Genomic DNA, 12,125 nt, shown 5'->3' on the forward strand with positions numbered 1-12,125 from the left:
TCCCAGATAAAATGCCACAAAATAAAAGAGCGATCTAACCTTAAATGCCGGCCTGAATTTCACATCCCTGTGTCTCAGAAACAACGAACATTTATCCAAAAATCACTCAAAATTTATCATTAATTTTCCTTATTGAAAATCATCGTGGTCATAACTGATGACCGATGCTTGAATATGATCATTTTTAATGTGTCTGAGTCGAGCTTCTTTATAAATAAAGAAAAATTTTTGCTTTGCCAAAGCCGTTTCTTGTGCCATTTCAATATCGCTGTCAGCAACCGCGGTTTGAGTTTGAGCGGCATGATCCCACTGCTCTTTAAGATTATTGATAAGATCCAGCAGACGTTGATCATATTCAGCTTTTATATTTTGCTTTTTAAATCCACCAAACCACACCATTATTTTCCTCCATTACATTTCGGTTCGGCCTTGGACAGCCTTAAACAATGTCATTTCATCAGCGTATTCAATATCCGTTCCTACTGACAGTCCATGTGCCAATCGTGTCACTCGGATGCCAGCTGGTTTGATTAGCTTACTTAAATACATAGCAGTTGCTTCTCCTTCAGGAGTTGCGTTAGTCGCCACAATCACTTCTTTAACCTCACCGTTTTTTTGAAGTCGCCTAATTAGGGAAGTAATGTTTAAATCTTCAGGGCCTTTGCCTTCAATTGGTGACAAAACACCATGAAGTACATGGTACAGCCCATGATATTCTTGAACTTTTTCCATCACCATAATGTCTTTAGGCTGCTCAACAACCAATATTTTTGTTTGATCGCGAGTCTTATCACGACAAATTTCACATGGATCTTCGTCAGTTAAGTTACCACAAATCGAGCAATAGTGAAGATCTTCTTTGGTAGCCAACAGTGCGTGTGAAAATTCCTTGACATCGTCCTTATTCATATCAACGGTATAAAAAGCCAGCCGAGTTGCTGTCTTGTTACCAATACCAGGTAATTTCATATAACTATCGATTAATTTTGCAATTGGTTCAGGATACTGCATAATCGTTCCTTCCTATCAACAGACTACATACCCGGAATACCTTTGGCGTACTTGCCCATTGTACTTTGAGTGGTATCTTTAATCTTCTTCATTGCATCATTAACTGCTGCAACAATCAAATCCGATAGCATTTCGGGATCATCAGGGTCAATTGCTTCAGGCTTAATTTTAATATCTGTCATAATACGTTCTCCGTTGAAGGTCACAACAACCATGTCGTCAGGAGCGCTACCGGTAAATTCCTGTTTATTTAAGTTATCTTGTTCTTCCTTAAGTTGCTTTTGCATCTTTTGCATTTGTTTCATCATCTTATTCATATTCATACCATTCATCATTTTAAAATTCCTCCGTCTACTATTTAATCATTTTTAATATCGAGAATGTCTTTACCGAATAACTCTTCCGCCTTTTTTACGATCGGCTTGGGATCGTTTGAATCCGGATCGATCTTTTCTTCTTCCGTGGACGTCTCCTGACTCTTTGGATCGGTATTTTGCTTACCCTTCAGCTCATCCTTGTGACTAGCTAAATAATCTTTCCGAATTTTCGGCCATTGATTATCCGGCACGAAAACAATTTTGGGTGCTTTAACGGCAATTCGGTCCAAATTGTTTTCCAAGGCATCACATAATTCTCGATTAGCTTGCGCTTTTTGAAAGAAAATCGGATACTCAAATGATACAATCACACCATCGGGGCTGGCCGCAACCGGTTTGGAGACATGCATCACTGCTCGTTGTGTAACAGACAGTGCGTTCATCAAATCCGGCCAAACCTGCTGGAATTCATTAAGGCTCTGTCTGGTAGCCTTTCCCAAGATCGGATAAATCTTGGCCAATTCAACGCGTGCATTCCCAGACTTAGCCTCAATGGGTTTTGGTTTAACCATCGGCTGACTTTGAGACGCCTCATCAGCCGGACCGGATTTCTTAAGTTGTTCGATTTCCCTTTGGAGCTCATTAACTTTATCGGTTAACGCCTTAATTTTACCATTTTCGTCGATATTATCGACTGAAGTAGTCGTTGAAACGCCCTGAGGCTGTTTCAGGTGCGTGATTTTAACCGTCAAAACCTGTAAATAAACATCCGGATGAGCCGTGTATCTCAACGAATTAGCAATCTCGTTTAATTCATTAATGATTTGATAAATTTCTTCATCGCTGATCTGGTCACTCAATGCTTTGAATTTATCATCAACCATCCCTAGTTCCAGCTGCTCAACGATTTGTGGATCCTGTTGATACAAAAGAATGTCTTGGCAATAACTGGTTAAGTCTTCAACAAATCGACTAGCATCTTTCCCGTTATCAAGCACCTTCTGAACGGTAATCAAAGCATTTTTCGTATCCTTTTTAATCACTTGCTCGACATAAGTTGTCAATAATTCATTTGTTACGCTTCCGGTTACTTGAAGGGCGTTTTCATAGGTCACCTTATCATCACCGTATGACATAGCCTGATCAAGAATGCTTAAAGCATCCCGCATCCCGCCTTCGGCTGCTTTTGCAATGAGTTTTAATGCTTTATCATCGTACTCAATGTTCTTTTGTTTAAGGATGTAGGCCATTCGTTCCAAAATATCCTCTGGCCTAATCCGCTTAAAATCAAATTTTTGCGTTCGAGAAATAATGGTAGCCGGAATTTTATGGGGTTCCGTTGTCGCCAAAATAAAAATAACGTTTGCAGGTGGTTCTTCCAATGTTTTTAGAAGTGCGTTAAACGCACCCGTAGACAACATATGCACTTCATCAATAATATAAACTTTATAATCAGCCTTCGTTGGCGCATATTTAACCTTGTCACGAATGTCGCGAATTTCCTCAACACCATTATTAGAAGCCGCGTCAATTTCAATAACGTCACTCAGGCTGCCCTCGTTAATTGCCCTGCAAGTTTCACACTTATTACAAGGTTCGCCGTCCTCAAGGTAATGACAGTTAACTGCCTTGGCAAAAATCTTTGCAGCAGACGTCTTACCAGTTCCTCGAGGACCGGTAAATAAATAGGCATGGCTGATTTGTTTTGTTAAAATTGCATTTTTCAGTGTTTGGGTAATAATTGACTGGCCAACAATTTCATCAAAACGTTGGGGTCGCCAAACCCGGTATAATGCCTGATAGCTCATTTCCGATCCTCCTTTAGAATCATTAATTACTCTGACAATAAACTCGTAAGCAGTGGTTAAAATACTTAAACAATTATATGCTGAATCGTCCGGAATTGCCAACCAAATTAGCCCTGTTTTGGGCAAGCTTATCGAAAATCTTAATTTGTTTGAGTCGTCAATACACTCCCCAATTAAAAATAATCAGCTGTGTTTATGACCAAACAAAAAGTATGAACGGTGTTCATTCAAGACACGATTCATACTCAAGTAATCCAAATTATAAAAATCTCCCAGCAATATTTCTTTGCTGGGAGTCTAATAGTCATAAACAAGAGGCACAGTGTCGATGATACTTAGTGCTGCTTCCTTCCGGACCTGACACAGTTCGTAACCCGACCCTTGCCTCAGGGCCTTGCGGCAATAACTATCATATCGTATTTTCAGAGAAAAAGCCAGTCACTTCTGTTTTTTTCTTTTTCGAGCAGCTTTAAAAAAGTCTTTCATAATCTTTGAACATGCGGGTTGAAGGACTCCTTCAAGAACTTCAACATTATGATTTAATCGTGAATCTTCTAGAACTTTGTAAAGGCTTCTAACCGCTCCCGCTTTTTTATCCCGGGCTCCGAAAACAACTCTATCAATTCGAGAGTTGACAATTGCCCCCGAACACATCAGGCAAGGCTCAATCGTCACATAAAGTTCACAATCAACGAGTCGCCAACTCCTCAAATAACGACAAGCTTCCTCAATTGCCATAATCTCTGCGTGGGCGACCCCGTCATTTAGGTGCTCACGCAAATTGTGCCCTCGACCAATGATTTGCCCATCTTGGGTAATGACTGCTCCAATCGGCACTTCACCAATCAAGTATGCCTTTTGTGCTTCAATCAACGCCATTTTCATAAATTTTTCGTCTTTATTTTGACTCATTCGAACCTCTCAATTAAATCGATTACTCATTAACACTACGAAGGATGTAGTAACCCTTATCTCGTTTAACAATCTCACAGTTACCGAAAACCTTTGTCATTAATTTTTTGGCCGAAGGCGCGCCTTGTTTCTTTTGCAGAACAACCGTCAGCGTGGCATTGGGCTTTAAATGTGAGACCGCTCCTGTTATCATATCGTCCACGACTTTTTTTCCTGCTCTAACAGGCGGATTGGTCACAATTGCTGCATAGTTGTCTTTAATGTTAGAATAACTGTTGCTGGCAAAAATTCGAACATTTGAAATGCCATTAGCCTGTGCATTCTTTTCTGCTAATGCTAAGGCAATCTCATTGACATCTACCATGTCAACCACTCTGTCGGGCTGGATCTTTGCAATTGCCAGACCAATCGGCCCATATCCGGTACCCATATCTAAAATATTACCATCCGGAATATTCTCAACGTCCACATTTTCGAGCAATACTCGACTGCCATAATCAACTCGGTGTTTTGAAAACACTCCGTTGTCTGAAGTAAACACAAAGTTGTTTCCTAATAGTGCGTATTCCCAAGTAATCGGTTCAGATTTGACATCTGGATGCTTTGAATAATAAAATTGATTTTTATCCATGAAAAAACTCCTTAAATTAACGTTTGACAAGGATCAACCACATTTAGTATTGATATTTTTTATCATCACAATATATTGTGTTAATCCGTTGATTTTTTGTAAGTTTAGTGTAAACTAGAATCATAAATTAAAAAAGAAATGATTAAAGCGGGGTGTGCCAAATGGCAAAGGTAACAGTATATTCAAAAAATAATTGTATGCAGTGTAAAATGACAAAGCGTTACTTGGCAGAACATCATGTTAAGTTTGAAGAGCACAATATCAATGAGCAGCCAGAATACGTAGACTATCTTAAAGATAAAGGTTTCCTGGCTTTACCAGTAGTCGATGTTGATGGACAGCAAGCGTTTAGTGGATTCCGTCCTGATGAACTTCAAAGAATCGCCGGATAATCTTTGTCCATTTTAACATACTGATTAATTTTAAACGGGCGGAACCAATTTTGGCTTCGCTTATTTTATTCGCAAAATTACAGAAAGCGTGGTCTCACTATGTCTCTTCATAATCTTAAGGATGTTACATATTTCGATCTAAATAACGAAATTAACATCCCCGTTGATAACCAAATCCCTCTACAAAAGGATCAGCAGGCTCTCCAAGCCTTTCTTAAGCAAAATGTCACTCCCAATTTGATGACATTTGACAGCCTGCAGGATCGATTTGATTATCTTATTGAAAATCATTATTACGAAGCGGGATTTATCAAGAAATATCCCATTTCATTTATTGAGAAACTTTATCAATACTTGAAAGATCAAGATTTTCATTTCAAATCATTTATGGCGGCTTATAAATTTTACGCGCAATATGCTTTAAAAACAAACGATAACGATAAATACTTGGAGTCTTTCCTGGATCGCGTTGCTGCCAATGCGCTTTTCTTTGCCGACGGGGATGAACAACTTGCGATGAACTTAGCTGACGAAATTATTCATCAACGCTACCAACCGGCGACCCCAAGTTTTTTAAACGCTGGTCGGCAAAATCGTGGTGAATTTGTTTCATGCTTCTTAATTCAATCAACCGACGATATGAACACGATCGGTCGAACAATTAATTCTGCCCTTCAGCTATCAAGAATTGGCGGTGGCGTCGGCATTAACCTTTCTAATTTACGTGCGGCCGGTGATCCAATTAAGCATATTGAAGGCGCTGCTTCCGGTGTTGTCCCGGTCATGAAGTTGTTGGAGGATAGTTTCTCCTACTCTAATCAACTCGGTCAGCGTCAAGGAGCCGGTGTCGTTTACCTATCTGTTTTTCATCCCGACATCATTTCGTTTCTTGGTGCCAAAAAAGAAAATGCGGATGAAAAGATTCGGTTGAAGACACTCTCACTTGGCGTGACTGTCCCTGATAAGTATTACGAACTCGTAAAAGCCGATGCCGACATGTACCTATTCAGCCCTTATGACGTCGAACGCGAATATGGGGTACCATTCTCATATGTCGATATCACAAAAGAATATGATCATTTAGTTGCCAATGACAAGATTAAGAAAACTAAAGTAAAAGCTCGGGACCTTGAAACCGAAATCAGCAAACTGCAGCAGGAATCCGGTTACCCATATATCATCAATATCGATACTGCCAACCGTGAAAATCCGATTGACGGCCGAATTGTCATGAGCAACCTTTGCTCTGAAATTCTACAAGTACAAACACCTTCAACTGTAGATAACGAGCAACATTATATCAAACTGGGAAAAGATATTTCCTGTAATTTAGGTTCCACAAACATTGCCAACATGATGAACGCAACGAACTTTGGCCATTCAGTTGAATCAATGGTCCGGGCCCTGACGTTTGTAACCGACCACTCTAATATTGACGTGGTTCCTTCAATTCAAAACGGAAACCGTGAATCCCATTCCATTGGTTTGGGTGCTATGGGACTCCATAGCTACTTTGCCAAAAGCCACATGCATTACGGCTCTCCTGAATCAATCGAATTTACTAGTGTTTACTTCATGCTGTTAAATTACTGGAGCTTGGTTGCTTCTAACAAGATCGCCAAAGAACGGCATCAAACATTCGACAATTTTGAAAAAAGCAAATACGCAGATGGCACCTACTTTGATAAATATTTAAATCATTCATACGCACCGCAATCAGATAAGGTTAAGCAATTATTCCAAGGCATCACAATCCCAACGAACGAAGATTGGGTGGCTTTAAAGAAGGCTGTTATGGAAGACGGCCTTTATCATCAAAATCGGCTTGCCGTTGCGCCAAACGGTTCAATCTCTTATATTAACGACACAACTGCCAGTCTTCATCCAATTATTAATCGAATTGAAGAGCGTCAGGAATCAAAGATCGGTAAAATTTATTATCCCGCTCCTTATCTTTCAAATGACACGATGCCGTATTATACTTCAGCCTACGATATGGACATGCGTAAAGTCATTGATATTTACGCGGCTGCGCAGGTACATGTTGATCAAGGGATGGCACTGACCCTCTTCATGCGTTCAACCATTCCAGAAGGCCTGTACGAATGGAAAAATGGTCGAACTGACAAGATGACTACCAGAGATCTGAATATTCTAAGAAATTATGCCCATCGCAAGGGAATCAAATCAATTTACTACATTCGAACTTTTACAGATGATCAGCAGGAAGTCGGTTCAAATCAATGTGAAAGTTGTGTTATTTAGTGAGTTATCCTGAAGTTTAAGTAAGATAAAAGGAAGTTAATAATGACTGAAAACTATAAAGCAATCAATTGGAATGCAATCGATGATCAGATCGATAAAGCAACCTGGGAAAAATTAACCGAACAATTCTGGCTGGATACCCGAATTCCTCTTTCAAACGATTTGTCTGATTGGCGTACACTGGACCAAGACCATCAATGGGTGGTTGGTCATGTCTTCGGTGGCCTAACTTTATTAGATACTTTACAATCACAAGAAGGGATGGCCTCACTGCGAAAAGACGTTCAAACACCACATGAAACAGCGGTACTGAATAACATTCAATTCATGGAATCTGTTCATGCCAAAAGTTATTCATCAATCTTCTCAACGCTAAACACACCCGAACAAATCGATGAGATTTTTGATTGGAGTGATACAGAAGAATTTCTTCAAAACAAGGCCCTTAAGATTCGTGATATTTACGAAAATAACCCGGATCCATTAAAGAAAAAAATAGCCAGTGTCTTTTTGGAAACTTTTCTCTTTTATTCAGGTTTCTATACCCCACTTTGGTATCTTGGCCATAACAAAATCCCAAATGTCGCGGAAATCATCAAGCTGATTCTCAGAGACGAATCTGTCCACGGAACCTATATCGGCTACAAATTTCAAATAGGTTTTAACCAATTGCCAAAAACAAAACAGGAAGATTTAAAAAATTGGCTTTATGATTTACTTTATAAGCTTTATGCAAACGAAGAAAAGTATACACACCTATTATATGATCAAACCGGTTGGACCGATGACGTACTGGTATTTATTCGTTATAACGCTAACAAAGCCTTGATGAACCTGGGTCAAGATCCCCTTTTCCCAGACACTGCAGAAGACGTCAACCCGGTTGTCATGAACGGTATTTCGACTTCAACAGCCAACCATGATTTCTTCTCACAGGTTGGAAACGGGTACTTATTGGGTAATGTTGAATCTATGTCCGATAGTGATTACGACATTTAACCTGCATATTGATGGATAGTCAATTATTTTAAAAGAATAGCAAGACAAAAAGAGGAATCTCAAGGGATTCCTCTTTTTGTCTTGCTATTTATCACTTGTCTCGCTTACCCAATCATTATTTTAAAAAATCAGCCAACAATATCTTTGGGTCTTCCACCCGTAAACATTACCTTTAAATTGTTTAATGAAATGGTCACCATATTTTTAACCGATTCAGTTGTGTGAAAGGCCGAATGTGGTGTCAAAATGACATTTGGCATCATTGACAGCTTAATTAAATCAGAATCAGTAATCTTCTTCGTAGAGCGCGAATCTTGTAAGTCGGCCGATTCATTTTCTAAAGTATCAACTCCAGCCGCTGCAATTTCACCACTTTCCAAAGCAAAAATAAGATCGCCTGTATTTACAATTGACCCTCGGGCAGTATTAATTAAAATAGCATTATCCTTCATTGCTTCGAAAACTTCATGATTAAATAAATGAAAATTATCTTGCGTAGCCGGCATATGCAAACTAATAATGTCACTTTGTCCAAATATATCTTCTAAATGATCGACATACTCAAATTCGCCATTTGTTGATTTTAAAGGATACTTGTCATAAGCAATGACTTTGGCACCTAATCCCCGAAACAGTTGAATAGCATGGCGACCAATTCGACCCGTTCCAATAACGCCAACAGTTTGTTCACTGATTAGACGCCCCATAAATTCTGATGAAAAGTGAAATTCATGCTTGTCTTGCAATTGTTGTTGCATATAACCAACTTTCCTAGAGAGATAAAGGGCCATCATAACCGCAAACTCGGCAATACTTTCCGGGCTATAGGCAGGAACATTGGTAATTAAAACCCCATTATCTTTAGCAGCCTGCATATCAATGTTATCAATTCCGACATTTCTCAACGCCAAATACTTAATCCCAAGTTGATGAAAAGAGTCGAACAATTCCCTTGAATAAGGAATCGTTTGTAGACAGGAAATACCGTCAAATCCCTGCGCTTCACTAATCGTTTCTGTATTTAACGTCGTTGTCGTTGATGTAACGTCAACCTGATGATCTTTTCCCCATTTTTCAACAAACGGGATTTCATCGTCCCGAACATTATAAACTATAAATCTCACAAGAAAGCCTCCTGAGTCTGCATGCCAGCGTTAAATTCAGATGATCGTCAATGTTAATTAAGTCTTACGGGATCACCAGTTTACATGCCACTTTAAGTTTACTATACCAAAAAGAAAGCTGCCAGACCAACATCAAGCCCGGCAACATTCTTTTCTAATTAAATCATATAGATAATTATTTCAATTTTTGAATGAAGTGATCAAATGCATGTTGACCCTCATCGTTCCACTTATAAACGCCGGCGTCTTCAAGTACTCTGGCAAATACCAAGCCGATTTCCTTATCGACAATTTTCTCGACGTTCTCTGGAGTAAAATCATAACGCGTTTTCAGCTCATCAGCCCACGACTTATGGTAATCAGCCATTTGATTATCATGACCAATCAAATAGTTTTGGACTTCTTTCATTTCGGTTTTGAGTCGTGCAGGTAAAATAGCTCGCCCCATCACTTCAATTAAGCCAATATTTTCTTTCTTAATGTGTTGAACATCTTTGTGAGGATGGAAAATCCCGTCCGGATACTGGTCTGAAGTTTGATTATCTCGAAGGACAACGTCCAACGTAAATTGATCACCCTTTTTATACGCAATTGGTGTGACCGTATGATGACGAACGCCATCAGTATAAGCACGAATATTTACCGTCTCATCAGAATACGCCTTCCATGTATCGGCAATTTTCGCAGCTGCTACAACCACCTTATTTGCATCTTCACTTTGCAGACGAATGGTTGCCATCGGCCACTTCACGATACCTGCCTTCAAACCATCAATCCCCAAGTCAATCGGTCGATCTAGCCCAGCTTTCATCATTGGAAAATTGTGCCGACCTCCCTGATAATGGTCTTGTGCAAGTAATGAACCACCCACAATTGGTAAATCCGCATTACTTCCAACAAAATAGTGTGGAAATTGCTTAATAATATCCATTAAATTGATGAAAGTCTGCTGATTAATTTTCATCGGAACATGCTTTTGATTCAGAAAAATGGCATGTTCACCGAAATAAGCATACGGAGAGTACTGAAACCCCCACGGCTGACCACCGATCATCATTCTAATAACTCGGTGATTGCTTCTTGCAGCATAACCCAAACGACCTAAATAGCCTTCATTCTCAATGGCTAAAGGACCAACAGGATACCCTGTCGCCTTTTTCTTTCCCGCTGCCGCAATTGCTTTAGGATCCTTTTCCGGTTTTGACAGGTTAATGGTAATTTCTAAATCACCATAATCCGTTTCAGCCTTATAAGAAATGTTTTTAGCGATTGCTCGTGTTTTAATATAATCGTTATTTTGACTAAGTTGATAGAAGTAATCAGTTGCCTTATCGGGTGACTGTTGGTAATCATTCCAAAAGATCTCGTTTACTTTAGAGGGAATCGGGGTCAATAAGTCCATCAACTGGTCTTCAAGAATTTCACGATTTGTAATCGAATCTTGGATTTTTCCGTGCTTGATGGCAAGTTGAACCAATTCATTGGCCAAATCAACCGGTGAACTATTTTTAGTAGTATCACCAAAACCATCCCCAATTAACCGAAATACTAAGTTGGTGACATAAATTCGGTCAACATCTTTGTACGGCGAATCTGATTTAATAATTAAATCGACAAATTGTTCAACTGCTGATTCACTCATTCTCCCTAATTTCCTTTCCTATCGTCATAACCCTTTGGATGGGTTTCTTTCCAATTCCAAGCTGTCTTGATAATTTCATGAACATCATCAAATTGAGGATCCCAGCCTAAAACTTTTCTAGCTTTGTCGCTTGCTGCAATTAACGTGCTTGGGTCTCCTGCACGACGTGGTCCCATTTTGGCAGGGATTGGCTTCCCTGTAACATCTCGGGCAGCTTCAAGCATTTCTTTATTAGAAAATCCGGTTGAGGATCCCAAATTAAAGGCATCACTGTCACGTCCGGCTTGAAGATACTTCAAAGCCAGAATATGAGCATCTGCCAAATCAACGACATGAACGTAATCACGAACATTTGTCCCATCTTTAGTATCATAGTCGTCGCCAAAAATAGTTAATTGATCGCGCTCACCAGCTGCAACTTGAAGAATAATAGGAACTAAGTGGGTTTCAGGATGATGGTCTTCACCAATTGAGCCATCCGGCTTAGCGCCAGCTACATTAAAGTATCGAAGAGCGACAAACTTAATACCGTAAGCAACATCACTCCAGTGCATAATCTTCTCCATAGCAAGTTTACTTTCACCATATGGATTGGTTGGTACTTGAGGATCGGTTTCCTTAATGGGAATTTGTTTTGGTTCGCCATAAGTAGCAGCGGTTGATGAGAAAACAATCTTCTTAACGTTATGCTCATGCATCACTTCTAATAAGCTAATCATGCCATAGGTATTATTATCAAAATACTTCAACGGCTTTTCCATTGATTCAGGAACAACTGAAAATGCGGCAAAATGAATAACACCTTCAATATCTTCCTTATCAAAAACCCCACTCAAAAAGGTCTTATCCCGAACATCGCCTTCATAAAAACGTGCTTTGGGGTTAACTGCGGCACGGTGGCCGGTTACCAAATTATCAACAACTGCTACGTCGTACCCTTTTTCAACTAACCGGTCAACAGTATGTGAGCCGATGTAGCCGGCGCCACCTAATACTAAAATTGCCATCTTAATATCCTCTCTTT

12 protein-coding genes and 1 other RNA gene are annotated in these 12,125 nt (G+C 39.6%); 3 read left to right on the forward strand and 10 right to left on the reverse strand.

Translation table 11 applies throughout. The annotated features are described in order from the left end of the window. Positions 1–129: 129 nt before the first annotated feature. The 7 genes from GQR93_RS09335 to GQR93_RS09365 form a co-directional block, all read right to left on the reverse strand. Positions 130–399, reverse strand: coding sequence for a YaaL family protein (locus GQR93_RS09335; protein ID WP_003554646.1), 270 nt, complete (start codon positions 397–399; stop codon positions 130–132). A gap of 12 nt (positions 400–411) precedes the next feature. Continuing rightward, entirely contained in the window at positions 412–1,011 is a 600-nt protein-coding gene (recR, locus tag GQR93_RS09340) for a recombination mediator RecR (RefSeq protein ID WP_003554648.1), read from the reverse strand. Positions 1,012–1,034: 23 nt separating this feature from the next. Continuing rightward, the gene (locus tag GQR93_RS09345) at positions 1,035–1,346 is read right to left on the reverse strand and encodes a YbaB/EbfC family nucleoid-associated protein (protein WP_003554650.1); all 312 of its coding nucleotides are present in this window, start codon (positions 1,344–1,346) and stop codon (positions 1,035–1,037) included. 23 nt (positions 1,347–1,369) lie between these two features. Continuing rightward, a complete protein-coding gene (dnaX, locus tag GQR93_RS09350) occupies positions 1,370–3,136 on the reverse strand; it encodes a DNA polymerase III subunit gamma/tau (protein WP_035444815.1) in 1,767 nt (588 codons plus the stop codon). Positions 3,137–3,442: 306 nt separating this feature from the next. Beyond that, positions 3,443–3,529, reverse strand: an RNA gene (gene ffs, locus GQR93_RS09355) — signal recognition particle sRNA small type. 45 nt (positions 3,530–3,574) lie between these two features. Next, positions 3,575–4,048: a tRNA adenosine(34) deaminase TadA gene (gene tadA, locus GQR93_RS09360; RefSeq protein WP_003554654.1), complete on the reverse strand. Its 474-nt coding sequence runs from the start codon at positions 4,046–4,048 to the stop codon at positions 3,575–3,577. Positions 4,049–4,070: 22 nt separating this feature from the next. Beyond that, the gene (locus GQR93_RS09365; protein ID WP_003554656.1) at positions 4,071–4,679 is read right to left on the reverse strand and encodes a class I SAM-dependent methyltransferase; all 609 of its coding nucleotides are present in this window, start codon (positions 4,677–4,679) and stop codon (positions 4,071–4,073) included. A gap of 161 nt (positions 4,680–4,840) precedes the next feature. Between GQR93_RS09365 and nrdH the strand changes: the two genes are divergently transcribed. The 3 genes from nrdH (at position 4,841) to nrdF (ending at position 8,335) form a co-directional block, all read left to right on the forward strand. Beyond that, the gene (nrdH, locus tag GQR93_RS09370; RefSeq protein ID WP_003554658.1) at positions 4,841–5,071 is read left to right on the forward strand and encodes a glutaredoxin-like protein NrdH; all 231 of its coding nucleotides are present in this window, start codon (positions 4,841–4,843) and stop codon (positions 5,069–5,071) included. A gap of 99 nt (positions 5,072–5,170) precedes the next feature. Next, positions 5,171–7,336 (forward strand): class 1b ribonucleoside-diphosphate reductase subunit alpha, encoded by a 2,166-nt coding sequence (gene nrdE, locus GQR93_RS09375; RefSeq protein WP_003554660.1) that lies wholly within the window; start codon positions 5,171–5,173, stop codon positions 7,334–7,336. Positions 7,337–7,378: 42 nt separating this feature from the next. Continuing rightward, positions 7,379–8,335 carry a class 1b ribonucleoside-diphosphate reductase subunit beta gene (gene nrdF, locus GQR93_RS09380; RefSeq protein ID WP_003554662.1) on the forward strand — a complete coding sequence of 319 codons (957 nt, stop codon included), beginning with the start codon at positions 7,379–7,381 and terminating at the stop codon, positions 8,333–8,335. 128 nt (positions 8,336–8,463) lie between these two features. On the opposite strand, the gene GQR93_RS09385 is transcribed toward nrdF, so the two are convergent. The 3 genes from GQR93_RS09385 to galE form a co-directional block, all read right to left on the reverse strand. Further along, complete coding sequence (locus tag GQR93_RS09385; protein WP_003554664.1) at positions 8,464–9,459, reverse strand: D-2-hydroxyacid dehydrogenase; 996 nt, start codon at positions 9,457–9,459, stop codon at positions 8,464–8,466. A 175-nt stretch (positions 9,460–9,634) separates the two neighbouring features. After that, entirely contained in the window at positions 9,635–11,101 is a 1,467-nt protein-coding gene (locus GQR93_RS09390) for a UDP-glucose--hexose-1-phosphate uridylyltransferase (RefSeq protein WP_003554666.1), read from the reverse strand. 5 nt (positions 11,102–11,106) lie between these two features. Continuing rightward, positions 11,107–12,108, reverse strand: a complete 1,002-nt coding sequence (gene galE / locus GQR93_RS09395; protein ID WP_003554668.1) for a UDP-glucose 4-epimerase GalE — start codon at positions 12,106–12,108, stop codon at positions 11,107–11,109. Between the last annotated feature and the right edge of the window lie 17 nt (positions 12,109–12,125).

Source organism: Lentilactobacillus hilgardii (assembly GCF_009832765.1).
Classification (GTDB): domain Bacteria; phylum Bacillota; class Bacilli; order Lactobacillales; family Lactobacillaceae; genus Lentilactobacillus; species Lentilactobacillus hilgardii.

Excerpts from the sequence above, each read along its gene's own strand:
- GQR93_RS09345 (WP_003554650.1), bottom strand. The coding sequence starts at position 1,346 with ATGATGAATGGTATGAATATGAATAAGATGATGAAACAAATGCAAAAG.
- GQR93_RS09390 (WP_003554666.1), bottom strand. The coding sequence starts at position 11,101 with ATGAGTGAATCAGCAGTTGAACAATTTGTCGATTTAATTATTAAATCA.
- dnaX (WP_035444815.1), bottom strand. The coding sequence starts at position 3,136 with ATGAGCTATCAGGCATTATACCGGGTTTGGCGACCCCAACGTTTTGAT.
- nrdF (WP_003554662.1), top strand. The coding sequence starts at position 7,379 with ATGACTGAAAACTATAAAGCAATCAATTGGAATGCAATCGATGATCAG.
- tadA (WP_003554654.1), bottom strand. The coding sequence starts at position 4,048 with ATGAGTCAAAATAAAGACGAAAAATTTATGAAAATGGCGTTGATTGAA.
- nrdH (WP_003554658.1), top strand. The coding sequence starts at position 4,841 with ATGGCAAAGGTAACAGTATATTCAAAAAATAATTGTATGCAGTGTAAA.
- recR (WP_003554648.1), bottom strand. The coding sequence starts at position 1,011 with ATGCAGTATCCTGAACCAATTGCAAAATTAATCGATAGTTATATGAAA.
- galE (WP_003554668.1), bottom strand. The coding sequence starts at position 12,108 with ATGGCAATTTTAGTATTAGGTGGCGCCGGCTACATCGGCTCACATACT.
- nrdE (WP_003554660.1), top strand. The coding sequence starts at position 5,171 with ATGTCTCTTCATAATCTTAAGGATGTTACATATTTCGATCTAAATAAC.
- GQR93_RS09335 (WP_003554646.1), bottom strand. The coding sequence starts at position 399 with ATGGTGTGGTTTGGTGGATTTAAAAAGCAAAATATAAAAGCTGAATAT.
- GQR93_RS09365 (WP_003554656.1), bottom strand. The coding sequence starts at position 4,679 with ATGGATAAAAATCAATTTTATTATTCAAAGCATCCAGATGTCAAATCT.